Genomic DNA, 26,246 nt, shown 5'->3' with positions numbered 1-26,246 from the left:
GAATAGGCTATAAAATGATGTAATGACTGTGCCGAGTTTATACTTACTACTTTCGCTATTTCTGGTAATGATTTTCTTTTTATTGGTGAAATTATCCCTAAATGTAAATATTTGAAGCATTCATAATTTCTTACTTCTTTAAACAGGTCTTTGTACTCTGCACAATATGCATCTACGAGCGCAACTGTTGGCTGGGCATCCCTTGGCAGATGTTTCAGGATTTGTAATTCTACATCCATTGCTCTACTTACCTTGTAGAGTTCTATTTTTCCTTTATTCTATTCATTCTATCCGGAAAGTGACAGAAGAGGGGTAAGTTTAAACCTGTTGAAATATGTACAGCTCTAAGGAAGCTTTTTGGTTTGCCAAATATTCATCTGAGTAATGCTAATCTGGTGTTTCAAGCGCTGCAATGGCATGAATCGGGCTTAGATTTCGCTGATGCATTTCATTTAGCCCAAAGTCAAAATCATACAGATTTTTACACTTTTGATGATAAATTGGTGAAAAAAGCTAAGGGACTAACTACCTGTGAAGTCAAACTACCTTAATTAAAACTTACTAAAAAAGCTAGCCTCAAAATATTCGGTTAGGCGATCGCATTACCAATTATGATATTTCTGGATTGGGCGATCGCAGCACCAAAACTATTTGTTCTCACTCCAAATTCTTTAAACCGATCGCAATCTTACTGTGTTTCTCAATTTGCCCCATGACTTGCTTTGCCCGTTGAATGACTACTGCTGGTAAACCCGCTAACCTTCCCGCTTCAATGCCGTAAGATTTATCAGCGCCTCCCGGTTGCACTTGATGCAAAAAGATAATTTGGTCGGGTAACTCTTTCACCGTTACTTGATAATTAGCCACATTCGGCAACATCCCAGCTAGTTCGTTTAATTCGTGGTAATGAGTAGCAAAAATTGTCCGTGCCCGAATTTCTGTTGCTAAATACTCCGCCACCGCCCAAGCTATGGAAAGACCATCAAAGGTTGCGGTTCCTCGACCAATTTCATCTAACAACACCAACGACCGAGAAGTTGCATGGTTGAGAATATTTGCCGTTTCATTCATCTCTACCATGAATGTCGATTGACCGGTTGCTAAATCATCTACCGCACCTACACGCGTGAAAATGCGATCGCATATCCCTAATCTGGCAAATTTAGCTGGGATAAAACTGCCAATTTGCGCCATTAACTGAATCAACCCCACTTGACGCAAATAACAACTCTTACCGCTGGCATTTGGCCCGGTGAGGATGACTAAATCGGGGCTAGTAGAAGAGGACGCGGGGATACGGGGACGGGGGGACGCGGTGAAAATTTCACTCTCCGCGTCCCTGTGTCTCCCACTCTCCGCGTCTTCCTCTTCTCCCAATTGCGTTGAATTCGGTACAAAGAAACCCGAAGGTAAAGACTGTTCCACCACCGGATGACGACCTTCCACAATTGCGATTTCTCGCCCTGGTAACATTTCTGGACGACAGTATCCTTGTTGCACAGCCAACTCAGCTAAACCACACAATACATCTGCCGCCGCTACTGCACGGGAAAGGTTGCGAATTACCTCCGCTTGTTGGGCGACTTCTTCCCGCAACGCTGTAAAAATTTCATATTCCAACTGATTTAAATCATCGCGCGCCGTGAGAATTCGCGCTTCCCGTTCTTTCAAATCTGGGGTAATGTAACGTTCTTCATTGGTTAGGGTTTGCTTGCGAATGTAATTCGCGGGTACTTGGTCGGCTTTGGCACGAGAAATACTAATGTAGTAGCCAAATGTTTTATTAAATCCCACCTTCAATGTAGGAATTCCCGTTCTCGCCCTTTCGTCAACTTCTAAATTGGCAATCCATTGTTGATCTGCTTCTACAGTTGCCTTTCTTTCATCTAATTGCGGATTTACTCCCGGACGAATCAAACTACCTTCTTTAATATGTATAGGTGGCGACTCGACAAGATGGACGTGTAATTTTTGTGCCAATTCTTCCAAGATTGGCGGCACTTTCTGCAAAGCTTTCAAAAAGGGAGAATGGGCATCCGCGACTAAGCGGGATAATTCCGGTAAGCGCGAGAGGGAATCTGCTAACGCTACTAAATCTCTAGCATTGGCAGTCCCAGAACCCGCCCTTCCTGTCAATCGTTCTAGGTCATAAATTTGTCGTAACAACTGCCGCAAATCTTGACGCACAGACGTATTTTCCACCAATTCTTGGATGGTATCTTGCCGCGAACCAATGCCTTTAATATCGATTAGCGGTTGCAACAACCACCGCCGCAACGCCCGCCCGCCCATTGCTGTACTAGTTCTATCTAATGCCCAAAGCAAGGAACCGTGAAAAGTGCCATCTCGGACGGTTTGGGTAATTTCTAGGTTACGGCGGGTTTGGTGATCGACAATTAGATAATCAGTAGTTGTATAGGTGCGTAATCTCTGTAAGGAAATAGGGTTTTCTTTTTGGGTATCTTCTAAATACTCCAATAGACCACCAGCGGCGCGGACGGCGAGGGGAAGATGGTCGCAACCGAGTCCTTCAAGCGATCGCACTTTAAATTTCTGCAATAATTTTGGTCTAGCCTCAGCTTGAGAAAAGGGAACTTGCGATCGCAAGCTATAACAAAATGATGGCGGCAAACATTGCGGTAAATGCGGTGAAGTTTCTCCCGGACGCAGCAAACTACCCAAATCGGGGGCATTAGTTGGAACCAGCACTTCCGAAGGCTGCAAGCGCATTAATTCTTGTGTCAGGTGTTCTAAATCGCTGCCTTGAGTTGTCAGGAATTCTCCTGTGGAGATATCTGCATAAGCTAATCCCCAATGATTAGCCGCAATTACCACCGCTGCGAGGTAATTATTGCGACTAGATTTGAGCATTCCTTCTTCTAGCAAAGTGCCAGGAGTAACGACGCGCGTCACCTCACGCCGCACTAATCTACCTGCGGCTTCTGCTGCATCTTCTACTTGGTCGCAAATTACCACTGCATAGCCTTTTTCAACTAGCAGTGTTGTGTAGCGTTCCCAAGAGTGATGTGGCACACCGGACATCGCCACCCGTCCTTGTTCTCCAGCTTGTTTGCTAGTCAGAACTAATTCCAATTCTTGCGCTAAGGTAACAGCATCTTGGAAATAGCATTCAAAGAAATCTCCTACCCGATACAGCAACATCGCGTTTGGATATTTATCTTTCGTCTCGACATAGTGCAAGTACATTTGACTTAACTTGCTGCGGTCTACCTGTCGATGGTCGGCAATAAAAGTACTTGCGTCGGGCTTGTTAGATGGAGTTTCAGAGGAAGAAGCAGTCATAGATGCTAGGAGTTACGCACAAAAAAAGCCACAATATCCGATGATAACGTGATGTGCGAGTCCAAGGGCGATCGCTCAAGGTTTTTTTACCGAATGGCACGCTTGTAAACGTGAAACCTAGTCAGGGCAGGGTGTAGGGGGTAGGGTGTCGGGTGTAGGAAAAAATCAAGAAAATTAAAAATAAGTGCGAACATTAATAAACTTCTTCGTCACTACACCCCACACCCTGTTTTTTGTAAAAGTTACGCGAAGCGCGATCGCCCTTCACACTCTACCTTTAAGTAAACTTAGAATTAAATCTTGTAATTCATTCTATGAAACTATCGTCGTCAGATAGCCCCTAACATGAATGAACTGATGTTTTAATTGCAACCTTATACTTAGCTGGATAAAAGAGGAATTGACATTATACATCATAAAATTTTGTTGTCGTTAATACCCTAGTGGAAGTAGCGCAAAGTGGAAAATTTTGCAATCTTTAATCCTAAATCTACTTAGCGTATAGTCATAATCTGTCCGCACGCAACAACTGAATTTATGGTTCGAGAGCTTGAAAGAAAACGCCAAAGTACACAGTTTCCGGAAACTGCACCAGCTGCCAATCCCGTATTTTTTAGGACTTATAGCCGCCGTACTAAAGCAGGGCTAAGGGAAACATGGGATGAGGTATGCGATCGCACTATCCAAGGTTTAATTGACTTGGGGAAGCTACGCCCAGAGGAAGTAGCCACACTTGAGGAGATGCAACGAAACCTAAAAGCTTTGCCCAGTGGGCGCTGGTTATGGGTTGGCGGCACAGACTGGATAGCTAAACCAAAGAACTTTTCCGGGGCTTATAATTGCACCTCTACCAACCTCCAAGACTGGAGTGCCTTTGGATTAATGATGGATTTGGCAATGATGGGCTGCGGTACTGGAGCCATCATAGAACCAAAATATATTAACCAATTGCCTCCTATCCGCAATCACCTAAATGTAACTGTGCAAGGTGAAATTGGTAGTACTCCTAAGCAACAACGTCGTGAATATACTGAAACTCATATAGAAGGTCACAGCGTCACTATCCACGTTGGAGATAGCCGCGAAGGTTGGGTGAAATCTTATCAAACCCTGTTGGAACTCTCCACAGACAACAAATTTTCTGAAGAAGTTAAAGTAGTAGTTGATATCAGTGATGTTCGTCAAGCAGGAGAAACTCTCAACGGCTTTGGAGGAATGGCTAATCCTGTTAAATTGCCAGGACTTTATCAGCGTTGTGCATCCATCCTGAATAAAGCTTTAGGAAGACAATTAAATTCAGTTGAATGTTGTCTATTGATTGATGAAGCAGCAGTAACAATTGTTGCAGGTAACATCCGTCGCTGTCTCCCTGAAGATGCTTTAGTTCATACCATCAAAGGTCTTGTACCTATTCGTGATGTACAAGTGGGTGACTTAGTGCAAACTCCTTTGGGATTCCGGCGAGTAGTTGATAAATTCGCTCAGGGGTTTCAAGACGTTTATGAAATAGAAACCAACAGTACTTACCCCAGAGCTACTTTAAATCATAGACAAGCTGTGTTGGTAGATGCCAAAGGTAGTATGGTCTGGAAATACATTGCCAGTCTAACCGAAGGCGATCGCCTACTGCATAACACTCAAGTTCTACCTGGTACAGTTACCCATCTGCCACCAGATTTTACTAAATCTCGACCCTTTCAAAGTCATACAGCTAAGTTATTTGTGGTTCCAGAACTGACAGCAGAAATTGCTTGGCTAATTGGGTTTACCCACGGTGACGGCTATGTAGCTCTTGGTCGCAATAAATACAATAAGCCCTATGGTCGTGTTGAATGGGCAATGAACGGCTTAGATGTTGAAGTGACAGCGAGAATTCAAGCCAAACTTGATACTACTTTAGCTTTGTTTGGCTTAACTGCTACTCATAACATCATCAAAGGTGAAAACACTGCCAAGTCTATTTGTTCATCCATTCGTCTAGCTGAGTACTTCCATCGCTACATCAAACAGCCAAATGTTCCGTTAGAAGTTCCTAATTTTATTTTGCAGGGTTCAATAGACATCCGAGCAGCTTATCTAGCTGGCTTAATGGACAGCGACGGAGGAGTTAATAACCGACCTCCTCACCTAATTACCTCAGTTTATCGGTCATTTGTCAGGCAAGTTGGCGGAGTGTTATCTAGTTTGGGTATTGCTGGTAGACTTACCACCACTCGTCCCCAAGAGAAAAGATGGCAAATTAAGTACAACTTAACGATTCCAGCTTTCAAAGAACGTTACAATGCCCTGATTGCCCCTCATTCAGTCAAAGGAAAACTGCGTCAAGGATTGAAGATGTACGGTTTTACCCTTCCCGGTGCCATTATGCGGGAAGCTTATACCTATAGCGAGATGCGCGAGATGGGATTCCAAGGTTCCCGCACCGTTGATGCCAATTACGAACGCTACATCGCTGAGGCTGATATCTCCCTAGATATTCCTGTCACTGTTAAAGGAATAGGCAGCTACGATCATATAAAAACTTATGACATTGAAGTTGAAGAAGCTCATTGTTTTTACTGTGATGGCTATTTGACACATAACAGTGCGGGGATGCGTCAATTCATTGCTGACGACCAACTAGCAGCAACAGCCAAAGACAACTTATGGCAACAAGATGCAGATGGCAACTGGCGAATCGATCCAGAACGCGATGCTCTGCGGATGGCCAATCATACCAGAGTTTTTCACCACAAGCCGACATTAGAAGAATGTATTAATGCTGTCCGCAAACAATATTACAGCGGCGAAGGCGCAATTCAATGGGCTGGTGAAGCTGTAGCCAGAGGCAATTGTGATTTGCTACCAACACAAGCGCTGAAAGTTGATTTTTTACAAGCTTATAATCAGGGAACAGCAAAGCAGTGGTTGCAAGAACGCCATCCCAACCTTGATGCTACTGAATTAGAACATCGTTTGACGCGCTATGCTCTGAATCCTTGCGGCGAAATCACTGGCTCTAACTTCCACTGTAATTTGTCTGAAGTCCACCTCAATCAAATTGACCCACATAACTATAAAGAACAAGAGAAAGCTTTCACCGCTGGGGCGTTATCTGTAGCAGCACTTTTAAATCATAAATTCTTAGAACCCCGCTATCAAGAAAGCCGAGAATTAGACCCAATTGTGGGAGTTTCTTTCACAGGTTTATTTGATTTCTTTGTTCATGCTTTTGGTGTTGATTGGCTGCGCTGGTGGGCGGAAGGCAGACCCGCTACTACCCAAGGATTAGCGTTTAAGCGCGAAGAAGAAAGATATCTCAGTTTCTGGAGAGAGACTGTACATCGAGTTGTGTGGGATTATTGCGATCGCCATCATCTCAAACGACCCAATCGCTGTACAACAGTTCAGCCTAGCGGTACTAAAGCTTTATTAACTGGTGCAAGTTCCGGCTGGCATCCCCCCAAAGCCCAAAGATTTATTCGCCGCATCACCTTCGGTAAAAATGACCCTGTAGCTTTAGCTTGTATTGACTACGGTTACAACGTTATCCCCTCCCAATCTGACAAAGACGAACAGGGCAATTTGTTAAACGATCCCTTCGATCCCCGCGTCAGCGAATGGTTGGTAGAAATCCCCGTTTCCGTACCTTGGGCTGATTTACCGGGTGCAGATGAAATCGATGTTTCTAAATTTTCCGTCTTAGCCCAACTCGATTTTGTCTTGCAAGTTCAACGGCACTATGTGACACACAATACATCAGCTACTTTAGAATTGCGGTCTGATGAAGTAGAGACTCTTGGGCAAAGGATTTACGAAGCGATCGCTAATGATGAAGGATATATCTCAGCAGCTCTTTTGGCCCGTTTTGACGATTTGCAATCATTCCCACGTTTGCCGTTTGAACCCATAGATAAACCAACTTACGAGCGTTTGAGTCAACAAGTAAAAGCGCAACGCAAAACAGATGATTTCTGTGCAGTTCTCAGCCGTTATGATTCTGGAGAGTTAACAGAGGCTGGCCCTAGTGGTTGTGACTCTGATAAATGTATGTTTCCAGATCCTCAACCAATCTCATAGGAACTGAGCAGGGGGAGCAGGGGAGAGAATAATTAATGGCTCAATCCCCAATCCCCAATAATCAAGTTACGATCGATTGAAAAGTAATAATTTTTTCACGCCAGCGGTTGGAGATTGCTAATGTTCATTACTGAATTATCACCAATATTTAAACAATTTACCCAGCACCCAGTCTCATTTTTAGGCGGGTTTGTCTCTGGTGTACTTCGACTCAACCTTGCAGACGATCCCGTTAAAAGCTGGCTAAATCAACAAGCTTATACCAGTGGTTCTTCTACTGCAACCACTGAGGTGCATAATGGCAAAGCTACCGGGCCTCAACCAATTTCAATAGAATAAATTTTCCTTATCCAAATGAGTTAGATATCAAAAAGTCAAAAGAAAAAACCTTTTGACTTTTACCTTTTATGGTTTCGTGATGAACCATAAATTTTAACACGAATAAAGATAGATTATCAAATATATAAGAATGACTGATTTTGTGCTACTCAGGGTTTGTAAAATCCCATACTTTGAAAAATGGCACAATCAGTTATTATATGAGCGTATGCGTAAGTTCAGCCACATGGTTAGTTTAGTTGAAGCTCATGCCAGCATTATGGTTGCTGCCCCACAACATTCACCATCTGTAAATCAGGACAGATTATGCAGGATTTGCAATTTTTTTTAATCTGTTTCTTAGCTGAACTAATCGCTCTTTGTTGAAAATTACACGATCCCACATGACTATTTACGTTGGAAACCTCTCCTACCGCGCTACCGAAGCCGACTTAAAAGCCGTATTTGCAGATTACGGCGAAGTCAAAAGAGTTGTACTACCTACTGACCGCGAAACAGGGCGTATGCGTGGCTTTGCTTTTGTCGAGATGAATGAAGATGCCCAAGAAGATGCCGCTATTACTGAATTAGATGGGGCAGAATGGATGGGTCGTCAGCTCAGAGTTAATAAAGCTAAACCGCGAGAGGATAATGACCAACGAGGTAATTGGACAAAAAAACAAGATTATTAAATAATGCGGATTTCTAGTATAGCAGATAGTCGTCTAGTTATGCAAGATATCCGACTTTTTTAATTACGAATTGATATCAGGCTGCTGATTAGTTGCGATCGCCTACTATTCGCAACTAGTCGGTTTTTTGTCTATTCAGTCGCCTTCTTTCATATCCTATACTTGAAACGCTTGCATTCTTAGAATTACGAATTAGGCATAGCGGTACTAATACGTATTAGCTGCATTGAGATTAATTAACAATACAAGTATATTTACTCAAAACCTTATATTGTATTGAAGATGTCTACTCTACATTTTGGCAACGATGCGATCGCACTCAATGGTAAACTGTTGCACGTTTCCAAACTGGAAATCGACAATATAAGGGACTTGCAAGTAAAAAAATATTTTATTGTTCTTGTTGACGGTTGAACGCCAGTTTGCAAGGGCGGAGAGAACCTCCCTGACGCTCGTTCGCTCTTAGCGTCTCCCGCCACTTGATGCCAGTCCGCTCAAGTCGGGAGACCCTTTCGGCAATCGCTCATGGGGGAACCCCCGCAACGGAGTGTCTCACCGCAGTGGCTCCGGAGGGAACCCCCGTATGGCGCTTCTCTTTGCAGCACTGATTCACCGCAGGCAATTGGCTTTTGTTGAGTGTTGACAGTCAACAACTTTAAGCGGAAAAACTTATTTTTTGGAGTTCCCTAACACCTGCATTTCTTTAGTTTATCTAAAATCACATCTAAGTTAGAGACTTAACTTTCTAAGATAGAGGCAGCAACCATGAGTTGCGACACACAACTTTACTAACCCAACTAACGGCTAGTCGCTAGGGAGAACACAAAAATGGCTCAAGCGCCAGAATCTTTAGAGTTGTCTATTAACGAAGCGGCAGATAAAGGCTTAGATCGTGATTGTACAACCATTACTCGTCACGTTCTACAGCAGCTTCAAAGTTTTTCGCCAGATGCACAAGACTTAAGTGCGCTGATGAATCGGATCGCCCTTGCTGGCAAATTAATAGCTCGCCGCCTCAGCCGTGCAGGTTTAATGGAAGGGGTTCTCGGATTTACTGGGGAAGTCAATGTGCAAGGAGAATCCGTCAAAAAGATGGATGTCTATGCCAATGATGTATTTATCTCAGTTTTTAAGCAAAGCGGCTTAGTTTGTCGCCTAGCTTCAGAAGAGATGGATAAACCTTACTACATACCCGAAAATTGCCCCATTGGTCGCTATACCCTGCTGTATGACCCAATCGATGGTTCATCCAATACCGATACCAACCTCAGTTTAGGTTCCATCTTTGCCATTCGCCAACAAGAAGGAACCGATAGTGATGGTCAAGCAACCGATCTACTCACCAACGGACGCAAGCAAATTGCTGCTGGATACATACTGTATGGTCCCAGTACTATGCTGGTCTATACTATAGGTAAAGGAGTTCATTCGTTTACTCTCGATCCCAGTTTAGGAGAGTTTATCCTTACAGAAGAAAACATCAAAATTCCCAATCACGGCCCTGTTTATAGCGTTAACGAAGGTAATTTTTGGCAGTGGGAAGAATCATACCGAGAATACATCCGCTACGTTCATCGTACAGAAGGCTACACTGCCCGTTATAGTGGCGCAATGGTAAGCGATATCCATAGAATTTTGGTTCAAGGTGGTGTTTTTCTTTATCCAGGCACAATTCAAAAACCAGAAGGTAAATTGCGCTTGCTTTATGAAACTGCTCCCTTAGCCTTTTTGCTCGAACAAGCAGGCGGTCGCGCTACCACAGGATTGGTAGATATCTTAGACGTAGTGCCGAAAAAACTGCATCAACGCACGCCTCTAATTATTGGTAGCAAAGAGGATGTGGCAAAGGTAGAGTCTTTTATTCAAAATGGTCATTGAGGAGGGAGGAAGAGGACGCGGGGACGCGGGGACGCGGGGATGAGGGAGATGAGGAAGATAAAATCACCAATTCTTGTACAGACGCGATTAATCGCGTCTTCACTCAGCACTCAGCACTCAGCACTCAGCACTTCTTAGGATTGGAGATGCAGAATAGCGCTTAGTAAATATTAGAGATTATCTCAGGCGGCCGATGCGATCAGTGATTGGCAACGTCAAAATTCAAAAGTCACCATCAAATGTTGATAGATTTTGCCAACTTCACTTGGAAACATCTTTAATAGGAGTGAAATAACATAGCTATGGCAACCAATCATCTATTAGAAATTAAACAATACGGTCAAAGTATTTGGATGGATAATTTGAGCCGTAACATTATTCAATCAGGCGAACTCAAAGACCTAGTAGAAAATCAAGGAATCAGTGGGATTACCTCCAACCCGGCGATTTTTGAAAAAGCGATCGCAGGCAATGCAATTTATGATGCCGACATAGAAGCCGGAATCCGTGCGGGTTTACCAACTTACAAAATTTACGAATCGCTGATTTTTGCAGATATCCGCTATGCCTGTGATATCCTGCGTCCTGTATATGAGGCTTCGAATAGACTAGATGGTTATGTGAGTATCGAAGTACCACCAACCATCGCCCACGATACGCAAGCCACAATCAACGAAGCCCATCGCTATTTCCAAGAAATTGAGCGGGAAAATTTGATGATTAAAATTCCAGGCACAGAATCTGGTTTGCCAGCAGTAGAACAAGTCATAGCCGACGGTCTTAATGTTAATATTACGTTGCTATTTTCTGTACAAAGCTATATCAACACAGCTTGGGCTTATATTCGCGGCTTAGAAAAACGTTTAGCTGAAGGTAAAGACATCAGCAAAATTGCTTCAGTAGCTAGCTTCTTCCTCAGCCGGATTGATAGCAACATTGATGCCAAAATTGATGCTAAGTTGAAAAAAAGCGTTGATGATATATCCCAGGAAGCAAAGCTTAGAGCTGTTAAAGGAAAAGTAGCGATCGCTAATGCCAAGATAGCTTATCAAGAATACAAAAAAATTATTGAGAGCGCTCGCTGGCAAGCCTTAGCAGCAAAAGGAGCAAAAGTACAACGCTTGCTTTGGGCCAGCACCAGCACCAAAGACCCCGACTATAGCGATGTGATGTATGTCGATGAGTTGATAGGCCACGATACCGTTAACACCCTACCACCCGCAACCATCAAAGCTTGTGCTGACCACTGCGATGTCGCTAATCGTGTGGAAACAGATGTCAAAGAAGCTTACCACCTCCTTGAAAACCTGAAAGACCCCGACATCAACATAAACATTGATGCTGTAATGGACGAACTATTAGTGGAAGGAATTGACAAATTTGTTCAGCCCTTCCAGTCCTTGATGAACTCTTTAGAAGAGAAAGTCAAGTTATTGTCGCCAGTATAGGGACTTAGGAAGTCAAAAGTTAAAAGTCAAAAGTTAAAAGAAAAGATTCTTTTGCCTTTTTAATTTTTACTTTTGACTTTTCAATCCCCAATCTCCAGTACCCAATCTAAAATCCAAAACTTCTATGGTTAGTCTGCTAGAAAATCCTTTGCGCGTTGGTCTACAACAGCAAGGGATGCCCGAACCTCAGATTATAGTCATATTTGGCGCTTCTGGTGACCTTACCTGGCGCAAACTAGTACCGGCACTATATAAATTGCGGCGAGAACGGCGCATCCCACCAGAAACTACCATTGTCGGCGTAGCGCGACGAGAGTGGAGTCATGACTACTTCCGCGAACAAATGCAGAAGGGCATGGAAGAGGCTCATGCTGATGTTGATTTGGGGGAACTCTGGCAAGACTTCTCCCAAGGTCTGTTCTATTGCCCTGGGGACATAGACAACCCTGATAGCTACCAAAAACTGAAAAGCTTATTAAGTGAATTAGACGAAAAACGGGGCACGAGAGGAAACCGAATGTTTTACCTCTCAGTTGCTCCGTCATTCTTTCCGGAAGCAATTAGGCAGCTAGGAAGTGCGGGGATGCTAGAAGATCCCTACAAACATCGTTTGGTAATTGAAAAACCCTTTGGTCGGGACTTGGCCTCTGCCCAGAGCCTTAACCAAGTTGTACAAAAATTCTGCAAAGAAAACCAAGTCTACCGCATTGACCACTACTTAGGTAAAGAAACGGTTCAGAATTTGCTGGTGTTTCGCTTTGCTAATGCGATTTTTGAGCCATTGTGGAATCGTCAATTTGTTGACCACGTGCAAATTACCGTGGCAGAAACGGTAGGTGTAGAAGATCGGGCTGGTTACTATGAAAGCGCTGGTGCATTGCGGGATATGTTGCAAAACCACCTCATGCAACTTTACTGCCTGACAGCGATGGAGGCTCCAAACTCAATGGATGCTGACAGCATCCGCACGGAAAAAGTCAAAGCACTCCAAGCTACCCGTTTAGCCGACGTTCACAATTTATCGCGTTCAGCCGTGCGCGGTCAGTATAGCGCAGGCTGGATGAAAGGACAATCCGCACCAGGATATCGAGAAGAACCAGGAGTTAACCCCAATTCCACAACACCTACCTATGTAGCCATGAAGTTTGTCGTTGACAATTGGCGTTGGCAGGGCGTTCCTTTCTATTTGCGTACAGGCAAGCGGATGCCGAAAAAAGTCAGCGAAATTTCCATTCACTTCCGCGACGTTCCTTCTCACATGTTTCAATCCGCCGCTCAACAAAGAAATGCCAACGTTTTGGCTATGCGGATTCAGCCGAATGAAGGAATTTCTCTGCGTTTTGATGTCAAAATGCCAGGAGCAGAATTCCGCACCCGCTCTGTAGACATGGACTTTAGTTACGGTTCTTTTGGGATCGAAGCAACTTCCGATGCCTACGATCGCCTATTCCTTGATTGTATGATGGGCGATCAAACATTATTCACACGGGCGGACGAAGTAGAAGCAGCTTGGCAGATAGTAACTCCAGCCCTTTCCGTTTGGGACGCACCCACAGACCCAACCACCATCCCCCAATATGAAGCTGGTACATGGGAACCAACAGAAGCAGAATTTTTGATTAACCAGGATGGCCGGCGCTGGCGCAGACTTTAGAAAACAGTCATTAGTCAGTGGTCAGTTGTTGCTAGTAAAAAATAAACAACTGACAACTGACAATTGATTATTGTACAGACGCGATTTATCGCGTCTCTACCACTGACAACTGACCACTAACAACTGACAACTGACAACTACTATGACTCCCCAAGCTCCGACAATTTTTTCCCTTCAGGCACCCAAAGATATTTCGCTCACAGAAATAGAAGGGGAACTGAATCAAATTTGGCAAAGTTACGGCATTACTGGCGAAGATGGTGGGCTTCCTGCTGCTACTAGAGCTACGACATTTACTTTAGTAGTTTACGAACCAGAAGAAACCCAATATCTATTAGCTGCTTTGGGATTTTACAACGGCCCAATTGATGGAATTTTAGGGCCTCAGATGAATGTAGCGTTGCGGCAAGCACAAAAAAAATATGGACTGCCGGAAACAGGAACGGCAACGCCCGAAACCCTTGCAGCATTGCGCGAAGAATTCGCCAAACGTCAAGGAAACGGCGCTGCGGGAGACAACGGTTCTGGTAATTCCTACTCCTTGAATGTTGCAAGCCCTAGAATTGCCGATGAAATCGCCCTGCGTAACCCCTGCCGCATCATTGCCCTGTGCCCCATAGCTGGTGAAGATGAAGGGGTGAAGGCTCAAGTTTCTGCTTATTGCCCTATCCAAAAACAATCTTCCAGTACACTCATCTGCTGCGAATACATAACTCTCAGTGGCACTGCTGCTGCTTTAGAACGAGTAGGAGGGATGATTCCAGCATTGTTGATTGGTGGACTACCGAAGTTTCTTTGGTGGAAGGCAACACCAGACCCCAACAACTCCCTATTCAAGCGACTGGCAGCAATTTGCAATAACGTTATTGTTGATTCTTGCAACTTTAACAAGCCAGAAACTGATTTACTCAGCCTCCAAGAGTTAATAGAAAGTAGTGTACCTTTGGCTGACCTGAACTGGCGTAGGCTGTCAGCATGGCAAGAGTTGACAGCTGAAGCATATGACCCACCCCGCCGTCGCGCTGCCCTTAAAGAAATTGATAGAGTAACTATTGATTACGAAAAAGGCAACCCCGCACAAGCATTACTGTTTTTGGGTTGGCTGGCGAGTCGATTAGAATGGCTGCCAGTTTCCTATCAAAAAGATAGCGGAGATTATGATATCACTCGTATTAACTTCGTTGCCCAAGACCAGCGGCAAGTAGAAGCCGAGTTAGCAGGAGTTCCCGTAGCTGATGTGGGTGAAGTTATGGGCGACTTAACTGCCTTGCGTTTAAGTTCCACAAATCCGCAGGCAGATTGTGGTACGGTAATCTGTTCGGAAACTGGCGGTTGTATGCGGATGGAAACTCATGGTGGAGCACAAGCCGCAGGTCTGTTTCAACAAGTAAGTTCGCTTTCCGAACAGAAGGCGGAAGCATTGCTGAGTCAGCAGGTGCAACGTTGGGGCCGCGAGTCACTTTTTGAAGAGAGTCTAGCAGTCATAGCGCAAATATTAAAATTAGGAATGAATTAGATCGATCCTATTTGATTTGTAAAAAGCACAAGACTCAGATTCCCGGCTTTTTCGAGAAGTCGGGAATCTTTTTGTTTATTTTAATTTGGAGGTTTGGCAAAGTGCTGAGTGCTGAGTAAAAACCCAGTTTCTCTAAGCCTTTGAGCAATCACAATTATCCGAAAGGGTGTGAATACGGCTATATTTTTCTCTCTTATTGGCGTATTTATACCAATTCTCTAAAATCCGGCAACACATTTAAACCCCGAAACCCCAAACCATATCTGAATTTCTTAATTACGAATTACGAATTATGATGACGCTGTAATCTGGGATTGCTTAAGTACTAGGCGGATGAGGCCGATCGCTCATACATTTAGAAAGAAGAGCCTTTTGCATAGGTACTCAGCATGAAACGAACTAGGAAGTCTCTGCTGCTAGCTTTGAATTGGGTATTGCTGTCAATTGGTACGACGATTTTAATTATCTTGACGCAACCAGCGCCCGTTCCAGCACAAGCACCTGCTCCTTCTAGTACTACTGAAACTACAACTACACCTAAAAAAGAAACGCCTAACCAACAGCTAGAGGATACGCCGCAACGTCCAGCAACCCCAGAAGCAACACAGCCAAAGCCTCCAGAGACACAACCCACACCCACCCCAGAAAGTAGCGATCGCAACAAGCCATCCGCAGAGGAACCCGCACCCACGCCAGAAGAAATTGCCCGTCAGCTAAAATTCATTGAAGCGGATAGGTTGTATCTAGCAGGACAAATACCAGAAGCAGAAAAACTATATCGTGAAATCAAACGACCGTTTACCAAAATAATTCCACCTCCAGAACGCAAACCAGCGATACTTGACCCAGCACAATTATCCCCAGCAGCTAAAGTTTACTGGCGAGAAGCAGAGGCAGGCATAGCCAGTAAGTTGCAAACTAGAACTTTAGTACCACTGAAACTATTAGTTGAGCAGTATCCAGAATTTATTCCTGGTAATATTCGCTACGCTGAAATCCTCAAACAATACGATCGCCCCAAAGAAGCTTTAGATGTATTAGAACGAGCATCTTCACTCTATCCCGACCAACCAGAATTGACCAAAGCGAGAATTACAGCTCTTGCCAACGAAAAAAAATGGATGGAAGCATCTTTGGCGGCGCGTCAATTTGCCATTCTCAACCCGAAAGATCCACAAGCACCTGAATTTACGAATTTAGCCCAAGAAAATCTCAAACGCTACAAATCTCATATCAGAAGAGAAATTAGAGGCAATGCGATCGCCAATATTATCACGGGTACTTTAGGTTACGCTGTCACTGGCAGTCTGCTCGGCCCGTTTTCGGCTCTTGACTCCACGATTATGCTACTACGAGGTGAAGAATCTATCGGTGAGTCGGTAGCAAAGCAAGCAAAAAAACAGTTGCCTTTAATTAAAGACGAAACTGTTTTGGCATACGTCAATGAAATCGGACAGAAAGTAGCCAAAGTCGCAGGACGCAATGAATTTAAATATGAATTTTTTGTTATCTCTCAAGAAGACCTGAATGCTTTTGCTTTGCCTGGGGGGAAAGTCTTTATTAATGCAGGTGCGATCGCTAAAACCAACTCAGAAGCAGAATTAGCCGGATTAATCGGTCACGAATTATCCCACGTAGTTTTATCTCATGGCTTTCAATTAATTACCGAAGGCAATCTTGTCTCTAACGTCACCCAATATCTTCCTTTTGGCGGTACTGTCGGTCAACTTTTTGCACTGAGTTACAGCCGCGAGATGGAACGTCAAGCTGATACTCTTGGCACGCGTTTGATTGTTGCCACTGGCTACGCGGCTGACGGTTTACTTAACTTGATGGTGACACTAGAAAAACAACAAAAAAATACTCCTCCCACTTGGTTATCTTCTCACCCAGGCGGTAGAGAACGAGTGAGTTATTTAGAAGAATTGATTTCACGCAATCAATACAATCGCTACGCTTATGAAGGGGTAGGACGACATGTAGAGATTAAAGCTAAGGTGAAACAACTGCTAAAAGAGAAAAAAGAACGAAAACGAAAAAAGCAGGATTCTCGATGAATCAAAAAACAAAATTATTCGTCACTTAGGATATAAGAGAACTCCAACAAATAAATTATCCCCCTTAAAGTTCTTGACAGTCAGCAATTAACAATTACGATGGGATATTTTTTTTTGGAAGCTCTAAATTCATCACAATATTTCCACTGGAGAAGATTTATGTCCAAACAACCGCTTAATATCGTTTTTTTAAGTAGTCTGGGTTTATCTTTGTTTTTAGGCAATTCTGCGGCATTTGCTCAATATGATGACCCTAACGGTGATGTTGTTGTACCAACAGTACCATCAGGTTCATCAACATCAACAGGCACATCAATACCAATAGATACATCAACAGGTACATCTACTTCACCCACGGTTGTTAGTGGCACTCGGTTTGTCTGTCAGTCTTACAATGGTCAGTACACTGTGATGTATCAACCACAAAGTCAACCAGGTCGATACTTTCCTTGGGCAACTCCTGCGGCTTTGGGTGATGGGTGGAATCCACTAAGGCGTTGTCAAACAATTGCTACCCGCTTAGAATCCTATCGAGCAGATGGTTTACAAGAACTCCAGACAGGTACGTTAAATAATGAGAACATTGTCTGCGTGACTACTGAGGCCGATCCTTCTTGTCGGATTGTACTAACAGTACCGCGTGGAAAAGATGCGTATTTTGTACGCAATAGCGTTTTTCAAAACTTGACTACAGCCGACAGCGGACAGCAAACTACAGCTGTTGATACCTACGCCAACCGTGGGGGTGGAGTAAACGATTTATACAACTTAGGCCGTACACTTCTTGGCAGTGGTAATAATCGGGTTACTTCATATAGAGGTGGCATCAATCTCAAACCTTTCCTCGATCCTAAAGATGGCGGTACAGCGAGAAATCTACGAAATGGCGTAGCAGTTCGTAGCCAGTCTCAACCTTCTCAAGTTCCTACTCGCTTAAATCCAGGGAATTTCCGCTAATTGATGGTTGATTGTTTAACTTAAAACGTTCTTGAGAACAAAGGTTGTGAGGAGAGCGGAAAATACAATAATTAAAGCACTTCTCCAGTGACCGAAATAGTGAAATACAGATTTATGCTAGGGTGGGCTATTTGCTCGCCCTACTTAATTTAAGGATATATTCTACCAATATGAATTCTTTAATTCTGGAAATCCAGTTATTGTAAACCTTTTGAGTATATTAATGCTTAAACCCTTGCAGGTTGCAGTGGAAGCGATCGCCCAAAGATTCACCAATCAAGTTTCACCGAATTTGCGCTCCGATTCTGCTTGCAGAGTATTTTAACGATGATTGTCTTTACTTTTTCTAGCAGTTTCTACTTCCTGAAAATGCTCTATTGACCACTGACACAGTAGGCGAAGTGGCTCAACTAATGTTTCTCCCAAGGATGTTAAGGAATACTCTACAGTCGGAGGATTAGTAGAATAGACTTCGCGCCTCACAAGACCATCCCTTTCTAAATCACGCAGAGTACGGGTTAGCATTCGTTGTGAAACCTCTCCAATTTCTCTATGCAACTCACCATAGCGTTTCGTACCTTGGGATAAAACGTAGATGATTGCTGTAACCCATTTATCACTGACTAGTTCAAGTGTCTGCCGTAAATAAGGATGAGCATTGAGGATTTTAGGTGATTGAGCCATGTCTAGGATACTACGTACATTTATGTACGTACTTGTGTAAGGTTTGATGTTCGTTTAAAAATGAAGTTTAAAGGTCTCGAATACATTTCAACGATCAATGTAGCAGACTAGCTAACGTATGTATTCAGATAAAACTGTGACAGCTGGTTCTATTTTAGAAAGCCTGTCAGTTATCAGATTAACTGTTCGTATTTATAACAACAATACAGTCACACAGAAACAATGAAATTTTCTGACTTCACTCGAGAAAACTCCGCCATACTTCTGATCGATCATCAAGTTGGTACTATGAAGCTGATTAAAAATTTGCCTTTAAGTGAGGTGGAGAAGAATACTCTTGCACTTGCAAAAGTGGCAAAGGTGCTTAAGATACCTGTGGTTTTAACAAGTAGCCAAGAGGAGCGATTTCAAGGTTTGTTAATGACTGCTCTAGCACAAAGCTTACCTGAAGCATACGAGAAAAGAGTCAAACGTGCGGGCATTGTAAATGCTTGGGACGATGAGAACTTTGTCAAAGCAGTTAAAGATACAAATCGCCCTAATTTAATTATGGCTGGTATTACCACGGACGTTTGCTTAGTTTATCCGGCGATTAGTGCAGTGCGTGAGGGCTACAGTGTTCAAGCAGTTATGGATGCTTCTGGTTCACCATTCCATCTGTCGGAAGATTTAGCACGGCAGCGGATGCATGATGCTGGGGTTGTGCTAACTGCCACAATCACTTTGATTGCTGAGTTAGTTAAAGATTGGAGCCGTCCTGAAGGCGTTGAGTTACAGCAATTATTGTTTAGTGAGATATTGCCCCCTGAGTTCATTTCTGGCACTAGTACCCCATATTAATTAGACCTCTTGCAGAAGTCGGGAAAAGGGGGAAAGGTTTGGTATTTTCCCTTTTCCCTTTAACATGAGTCCCGGCAAATTATATCCAAAAGTTTAATAAATATTCACATCTCAATACTGGTAAAGCTGACCGTATGGAGTTGCGATTTATCAGAAGGTTATCTAGAGATTAATGGTAGATATTCAACTCGATCAATTAAGATTAACCGAAATTTAGAAGCTAGATAATATCATGATTTTGAGCTAGCAATAAATATATTTTTCAACTTTAACTAACTTTCTGCTTGCTTATTCACTTAATGTGTTATCTCGCAAATATTTGCGGATGAATCTGGTGATTATACCTCGATTTGCGATGCGATCGCATTCTATATACCTACGAACGAATAAATCTTAATTCACTCGATTTGCAATCAATTATTTATTATCTTAACCTTTAGCTAGCTATTTCTTAATCTCAACGGGATAGTTTGGGGCACTGAAAGCAAAATTAATGCCAATTCAAGTATGTAGCTATTTTCTGGTACTGCCAGGACTTGTCATGCTGCTATTGCATTTACTTAAGGTGTTGGCGTAGCCATTGCCCTTGTGAAATGCATCTTTGCAGTTCGCAATCATTCGTGAATCAATACCAATCTAGCAATGTAGAGAATTCTGCGGTGCTAACAGAATTGACATTTACTCTAGTTCCCACATTTAGAAAGCTACGTAGCTTCCTAAAAGCGACTTTTTATCAGATATCCCGCTGTCAATAATTATGTCTCTACAGCAAGAGACAGCAAATTCAATCTACTACACAAAATTTCTAAGCAACACATTATTATGGCTCCTACCAATCTTACTCCTGGCGATATAGCGATTATTGGTTACATAAATAACGGCAATCCTGACTCCTTCTCTTTTGTGAATCTAGCGCCCATAGGTTCAGGTACAGTGATTTACTTCACTGATAATGGCTGGACTGGTTCGGGTTTTAGAGGTTCATCCACAACTGATGGTGATGGTAATGAAAACCTGATTAGATTCACAGCTAATAATGATATTTCAGCAGGTACAGTTATTCGTAGCATTGACACATCTGCTAACTATACCTGGACGAAATCAGGACAAATTGGAACCACCACTGCTGGTAGCTATAACGACCTTTCTTTAAGCCAAAGTGGTGACCAAATTGCTGCGTTTCAATCTACTAATACCTCAAACCCGCTCAATTCTGGTTTCACAGCCGTCTATCAGATTGATTATACAGGGGCATTTGAAAACGCCACAGATTCTGGTAGTGGTAACGTTATCCCAGGATTATCTCAGGCTGCTAACACCGCTGTTATAACTAATACAAGTCCTGGCAATACTGCTAGTAATCCTGCTACCTACGCAGTATTCAACCTTAACACACTTAGTAGTGGTACAAAAGCTGAGTGGCTAGCGGCAATTAACAATGCAGCAAACTGGACGTTTAGCAGTGACACGATTTTACCGACTGGTAGCATTAGCGTTTCTGGTGGTACTTCCCAACCAGACCTCACCATTAGTCAAACTGACTCGCCCGATCCGGTAACTGTTGGCAACCCTCTGACTTACACTCTCACCGTCAGTAACAGCGGTACTGCCAATGCCAGCGGCATCACAGTACAATACACTTTGCCTAATGGTGTTACCTTTAACGGTACAACCGTTGCCAACGGCTTTACGGCTAGCCAATCTGGTGGTGTCGTCACCTTTTCTGGTGGCAGTATCAATGCTGGCAGTAATGCTACCTTGACTGTCAATGTCACCCCTAATTCTACAGGGACTCTCACCAGCGGAACAGCAATTGTAGACCCCAATAACACTGTTGTTGAGAGCAATGAAAATAATAATACTGCTGCTGCAATTACTACCACAGTTAATAATGTAGTAGTAGGACAAGCGCCGACTATTCAGTTAGACACAGCCACTACAACAGACCTGTTAGATGCTAATGGTGCTTTGTCTACCACAGGAACAGGAGCGGTTAGCGGTGTAATTGGCAACGCCAACGACCCGGCCAAGACTCTAGGCTTGAACTTTACTATTGCCGATCCCGACACCCCAGTAGAAAATTTAACTGTCACAGTGACTAGCAGCAATACAGCAGTGGTTCCTAACGGGAACTTAACGCTAACTGGCACTGGAGACAGCCGCAATCTGAAAATCAATCCTGTAGGTGTTGGTACTGCCAATATTACAGTCACCGTCAGCGATGGTAGTAGTACTGCTAATTATGCGATCGCCTATGCCGCATCAGCAAATAACGGCACTGCGACAACTCAATTTTTAACGGGTACGAGCGATGCTTCTACAGCCATTCCGGTTGGGGGTACGTTCTTTTTAGAAGCAGACGACGAAAATCAAGTTTTGCGGCTTTACGATTACACAAAATCGGGACTTCCTGTAGCTGGCTTTGACTTTACAAGCTTTTTAGGACTGACGCAGGCTGATGGTTCTGGCGTGTTACGAGAAGTGGATCTCGAAGCTTCTACAAAGGTAGGCGATCGCATTTTTTGGTTGGGTTCGCAAAGCAATAGCGATGATGGGAAAAATCGCCCTAACCGCGATCGCGTTTTTGCAACCGATATTACTGGTACGGCAGCATCCACTACACTCAGCTATGGAGGTCGCTACGACTTCTTAAAGGAAGATATCATCAACTGGGATGTCACCAACGGTCACGGTAAGGGTGCAAATTACTACGGTTTGGCTGCGAGTGCTGCCACTGGTGTAGGGTCAAAGCAAGCGGACGGCTACAATATCGAGGGCTTGGAAATCGCTCCCGACAACACCACAGCCTATGTTGCTTTTCGCGCACCTCAAGTTCCCCCCTCTGGACGCGCCAACGCCCTTATCGTTCCTGTAACCAACTTTACAAGCTTGATATCAACAAGTGGTGGCGGTACGCAAGGCTCCGCTCAGTTCGGCGCTCCTATAGAATTGGATTTAGGCGGGCGTGGGATTCGAGAAATTCGCAAGAATGCGAATAACCAGTACGTTATTATTGCCGGTCCCGCAGGAGACGCAGGTACAGCCCCTAACGATTTTCGCCTCTACACTTGGGACGGTAATCCTAGCAGCAAACCACAATTACGAGCGGCTACATTCCCTAGCAGCTTCAATCCTGAAGGAATTATTAGCATACCCGATAATCTGACAAATACTTCCCAAATTCAATTCGTTAGCGATGATGGCAACACCGTTCTCTACAACGACGGCACAGCAACCAAAGATTTATCACAGAACAACTTCAAAAAGTTCCGCACCGATAGCATTACCCTTGGTGATGTAGTTCTCACTCCTCGCATTCACGACATCCAAGGTGCATCTCACATCTCACCGTTAAACGGGCAAAAAGTTGCTGATGTGGCAGGTATTGTTACAGTCGTAAGATCCAATGGCTTTTATCTGCAAGATCCCAAGCCAGACAGCGACGATCGCACATCCGAAGCTGTTTTCGTTTTTACCTCGTCAGCCCCGACTGTACAAGCGGGTGACTCTGTACTAGTTGGCGGTACTGTAACGGAGTTCCGCCCTGGTGGTGCTAGTGGCGCTAACAACCTGACGACTACGGAAATTACTAGCCCCACAATTACCAAGCTATCCAGTGGCAATGCTTTGCCAACTGCCACAATTCTGGGTAATGGCGGCAGAACTATTCCGACTTCGGTAATTGATAATGATACCACTGGTAACATCGAAACCGGAACGACTACCTTTGACCCCGCCCAAGATGGCATTGATTTTTACGAAAGCTTAGAAGGAATGCTGGTGCAGGTAAATAATCCTGTGGCAGTTAGCCCAACTAATTCTTTTGGGGAGATTTGGGTACTAGCGGACAACGGCGCAAATGCTACCGGACGGACAGCACGCGGTGGTGTCGAAATTAGTCCCAATGATTTTAATCCAGAGCGGATTCAAATTGATGATGCCTTGTTTACCTCTGGTAGCTCCCCCCAAATTAACGTCGGTGCGACTTTCGGCACGATTACAGGCGTAGTCGATTACAGCTTCAGCAATTACGAAGTTCTGCCTTCCTCGGTGACTGTGACTTCCAACACCTTAACTAAGGAAGTCACTAATTTAACTCCTACCACCAACCAACTGACAGTTGCCACCTTCAACGTCGAAAACCTCGACCCTGGTGATGGTGCAACTAAGTTTAACAACCTTGCCAGTCGCATTGTTAATAATCTCAAATCCCCAGATATCGTTGCTTTAGAAGAAATTCAAGATAATAACGGGCCAACGAATAACGGCATAGTTGATGCTAGCACAACCTTCCAAACATTAATTAATGCGATCGCCACTGCTGGCGGTCCTACATACCAATATCGGGAAATTGACCCACAGAACAACCAAGATGGTGGCGAACCTGGTGGTAATATTCGCCAAGGTTTCTTATTTAATCCCGACCGAGTTCAGTTTGTAGACATCCCTGGTGGCGGTACTCTAACTAACACCACAGTCAGCGATGTTAATGGTGTGCCTACACTTTCTGCAAGCCCCGGTCGTCTTGACCCCACTAACTCCGCCTTCACTAGCAGTCGCAAACCGTTAGTTGGTGAATTTACTTTTAACGGTCAGACTGTATATATAGTTGGCAACCACTTTAATTCCAAAGGAGGCGACCAACCTCTCTACGGGCCGAATCAACCGCCAACCCTCAGTAGCGAAACCCAGCGCCAACAACAAGCTACAGTGGTGAAAAACTTTGTTCAAAGTATTTTAGCGATCGACCCCAAGGCTAATGTAGCGGTGGTGGGGGACTTGAATGACTTTGAATTTTCCAACCCCGTCAGCACCTTAGAAAGTGCTGGATTGACTTCCTTAATTGAAACCCTGCCTCAAAACGAGCGCTACACTTACAACTTTGAAGGTAACGCTCAAACTCTAGACCATGTTTTAGTCAGCAACAGTTTGCTCAACAAGTTGGATGGCTATGATGTAGTTCACATCAACTCAGAATTTGCCGATCAAGATAGCGACCACGACCCTAGCCTAGCTCGGTTTAATTTACCTGCGAACAATGCTCCCACAGCTATAACATTAAATGCCACCAGTGTCAATGAAAATGTTCCAGCTAACACAGTAGTAGGTACATTTAGCACCACTGACCCCGACACCGGAAACACATTCACTTACAGCTTAGTTTCTGGAACAGGCGATACAGATAACGCCACCTTTGCAATTGATAACAATAGCTTAGAAATCAAAGCTTCCCCGGATTATGAAACCAAATCCTCCTATAGCATTCGGGTACGCAGCACCGATAATGGTGGACTTTTCGTAGAAAAAGCGTTAACCATCCAAGTTAGCGATCGCAACGAAGCACCCACAGCCGTAGCTGATACAGTCAATATCGCTGAAGATGCAACTACATCTAATCTCTATGCCACCTTGTTGAGTAATGATATTGACCCAGATGGTGGAGACACTAAGAACATCATTGCAGTTAATACCACAGCTACGAAAGGCACAGTCTCCTTTAACCAAAACACCCAAAACTTAACTTACACAGCCTCAAGTTTTAACTCTCTATCCCAAGGACAGACAACCACCGATAGTTTTACTTATGCGATCGCCGACAGTCAAGGTTTACAATCTACTGCGACTGTTAACGTCACCGTCACTGGTGTGAATGATGCTCCCACAGTGCAACCGCTTGACGACCAAATCGTTTCTACTAACAAATCCTTCTCTTTCAATGTCAGTAATAAATTCACTGACATCGACCAAGCTGATACCCTTACTTACAGTGCTACAGGCTTGCCTACTGGTTCTAGTATCGTTGCAAACACAGGTGTAATATCCGGCACTGTTTCCACAACTGGCATTTTTGCAGTCACAGTCACCGGTGCTGATGGTAAAGGTGGCAATGTTAGCGATAGCTTTGACCTGACTGTAGCCAATAACAAGGCGACATCTGGCAATGACATTGTCTTTCTCAACCAACTTGTTGGCGTGAACACATTCAATGCCTTAGGTGGGAACGATCGCTTGATCGGCACTGATAACAATGAAACACTCAGTGGTGGTGCAGGCAACGATTACATTGATGCCAAGGGCGGTAACGACTCCCTCTCAGGGAACGATGGCATTGATACACTTATCGGTGGAAATGGCAATGACATCCTTGATGGTGGGGCAGGCAATGACAGCCTCGATGGTGGAGCTGGCAATGATAGCCTCGATGGTGGAGCTGGCAATGATAGCCTCGATGGTGGAGCTGGCAATGACAGCCTCAATGGTGGAGCTGGCAATGACAGCCTCAATGGTGGAGCTGGCAATGACATACTTTTAGGTGGACTTGGCAATGACATCCTTTTTGGGGGTGGTGGCAGTGACCACCTGATTGGTTGGGGAGGCGGCACAAACGAAATTGACCAACTCAACGGCGCTCAAAGTGCAGATACTTACATTTTGGGTGATACCAATTCAGTTTTCTATGCCAATTCCGGCAATAGTGACTACGCCGATATTGTTAGCTTCAAAGCAAGCGATCGGATTCAGCTTAAGGGATCTGCTAATAATTACTTCTTGGGGTCAGCACCAGTGTCTGGATTTAACAGTTCTGCTGTGGGCATTTTCGCCAAGAATGGGACGCAATTAGAGTTAATTGCAGTTGTGGAAAGCGGATTAAACCGCAATTTGGTAACAGATAATCGTTTCGTCTTTGTTTAAAGCTATTCAAGCGATCGCCCTCTATTTCAAAAGGCGATCTAACCTCATGCAGAGATACAAAGGCAAACAGAGTAAAAGTTGAGTCCATTTGAATCAGGACTTACGCAATAACTCTGTAAAACTCTTATTTCTACCCTTCGGGAAGCC

At 44.0% G+C, this 26,246-nt stretch carries 16 protein-coding genes and 1 pseudogene; 14 read left to right on the top strand and 3 right to left on the bottom strand.

The features are described 5' to 3' along the window. Positions 1-239: pseudogene (locus I8752_RS31080) on the bottom strand (IS701 family transposase); the annotation flags it as partial. A gap of 123 nt (positions 240-362) precedes the next feature. Here I8752_RS31080 and I8752_RS31075 point away from each other — a divergent pair. Further along, positions 363-551: a PIN domain-containing protein gene (locus tag I8752_RS31075; RefSeq protein WP_225896018.1), complete on the top strand. Its 189-nt coding sequence runs from the start codon at positions 363-365 to the stop codon at positions 549-551. Between the two features lie 106 nt (positions 552-657). On the opposite strand, the gene mutS is transcribed toward I8752_RS31075, so the two are convergent. Further along, on the bottom strand, positions 658-3,303 hold the full coding sequence (mutS, locus tag I8752_RS31070; protein WP_214436028.1) for a DNA mismatch repair protein MutS: 2,646 nt from the start codon (positions 3,301-3,303) through the stop codon (positions 658-660). A 537-nt stretch (positions 3,304-3,840) separates the two neighbouring features. Between mutS and nrdJ the strand changes: the two genes are divergently transcribed. From nrdJ to I8752_RS31020, 11 genes are all read left to right on the top strand, one after another. Continuing rightward, positions 3,841-7,362 (top strand): ribonucleoside-triphosphate reductase, adenosylcobalamin-dependent, encoded by a 3,522-nt coding sequence (gene nrdJ / locus I8752_RS31065; protein WP_214436027.1) that lies wholly within the window; start codon positions 3,841-3,843, stop codon positions 7,360-7,362. Between the two features lie 120 nt (positions 7,363-7,482). After that, positions 7,483-7,701, top strand: a complete 219-nt coding sequence (locus I8752_RS31060) for a hypothetical protein (protein ID WP_214436026.1) — start codon at positions 7,483-7,485, stop codon at positions 7,699-7,701. A gap of 383 nt (positions 7,702-8,084) precedes the next feature. Further along, positions 8,085-8,372 carry an RNA recognition motif domain-containing protein gene (locus I8752_RS31055; protein ID WP_214436025.1) on the top strand — a complete coding sequence of 96 codons (288 nt, stop codon included), beginning with the start codon at positions 8,085-8,087 and terminating at the stop codon, positions 8,370-8,372. A gap of 282 nt (positions 8,373-8,654) precedes the next feature. Further along, positions 8,655-8,786, top strand: a complete 132-nt coding sequence (locus I8752_RS38260) for a hypothetical protein (protein ID WP_263986673.1) — start codon at positions 8,655-8,657, stop codon at positions 8,784-8,786. Between the two features lie 414 nt (positions 8,787-9,200). Further along, a complete protein-coding gene (gene fbp / locus I8752_RS31050) occupies positions 9,201-10,250 on the top strand; it encodes a class 1 fructose-bisphosphatase (RefSeq protein ID WP_214436024.1) in 1,050 nt (349 codons plus the stop codon). Then, positions 10,247-10,414: a hypothetical protein gene (locus I8752_RS31045; RefSeq protein WP_214436023.1), complete on the top strand. Its 168-nt coding sequence runs from the start codon at positions 10,247-10,249 to the stop codon at positions 10,412-10,414. The genes fbp and I8752_RS31045 overlap by 4 nt, the downstream gene beginning before the upstream one ends. Before the next feature lie 138 nt (positions 10,415-10,552). Continuing rightward, positions 10,553-11,698, top strand: a complete 1,146-nt coding sequence (gene tal / locus I8752_RS31040) for a transaldolase (protein WP_214436022.1) — start codon at positions 10,553-10,555, stop codon at positions 11,696-11,698. Between the two features lie 124 nt (positions 11,699-11,822). Then, positions 11,823-13,352 carry a glucose-6-phosphate dehydrogenase gene (gene zwf, locus I8752_RS31035; RefSeq protein WP_214436021.1) on the top strand — a complete coding sequence of 510 codons (1,530 nt, stop codon included), beginning with the start codon at positions 11,823-11,825 and terminating at the stop codon, positions 13,350-13,352. A gap of 142 nt (positions 13,353-13,494) precedes the next feature. Further along, positions 13,495-14,868 (top strand): glucose-6-phosphate dehydrogenase assembly protein OpcA, encoded by a 1,374-nt coding sequence (gene opcA, locus I8752_RS31030; RefSeq protein WP_214436020.1) that lies wholly within the window; start codon positions 13,495-13,497, stop codon positions 14,866-14,868. Between the two features lie 389 nt (positions 14,869-15,257). Then, positions 15,258-16,925, top strand: coding sequence for a M48 family metalloprotease (locus I8752_RS31025; RefSeq protein WP_214436019.1), 1,668 nt, complete (start codon positions 15,258-15,260; stop codon positions 16,923-16,925). Positions 16,926-17,084: 159 nt separating this feature from the next. Further along, a complete protein-coding gene (locus tag I8752_RS31020; RefSeq protein WP_214436018.1) occupies positions 17,085-17,882 on the top strand; it encodes a COP23 domain-containing protein in 798 nt (265 codons plus the stop codon). A 321-nt stretch (positions 17,883-18,203) separates the two neighbouring features. Here the strand turns inward: I8752_RS31020 and I8752_RS31015 are convergent, their stop codons facing one another. Further along, positions 18,204-18,566, bottom strand: a complete 363-nt coding sequence (locus I8752_RS31015) for a winged helix-turn-helix transcriptional regulator (RefSeq protein ID WP_214436017.1) — start codon at positions 18,564-18,566, stop codon at positions 18,204-18,206. 222 nt (positions 18,567-18,788) lie between these two features. Here I8752_RS31015 and I8752_RS31010 point away from each other — a divergent pair, with 222 nt between their 5' ends. Next, complete coding sequence (locus I8752_RS31010; RefSeq protein WP_214436016.1) at positions 18,789-19,406, top strand: isochorismatase family protein; 618 nt, start codon at positions 18,789-18,791, stop codon at positions 19,404-19,406. A gap of 822 nt (positions 19,407-20,228) precedes the next feature. After that, positions 20,229-26,099: a CARDB domain-containing protein gene (locus tag I8752_RS31005; RefSeq protein ID WP_214436015.1), complete on the top strand. Its 5,871-nt coding sequence runs from the start codon at positions 20,229-20,231 to the stop codon at positions 26,097-26,099. The last annotated feature ends 147 nt before the right edge of the window (positions 26,100-26,246 follow it).

The organism is Dendronalium phyllosphericum CENA369, from assembly GCF_016056275.1.
Lineage (GTDB): Bacteria > Cyanobacteriota > Cyanobacteriia > Cyanobacteriales > Nostocaceae > Dendronalium > Dendronalium phyllosphericum.
This window is presented reverse-complemented; position numbering and strand designations above follow the sequence as displayed.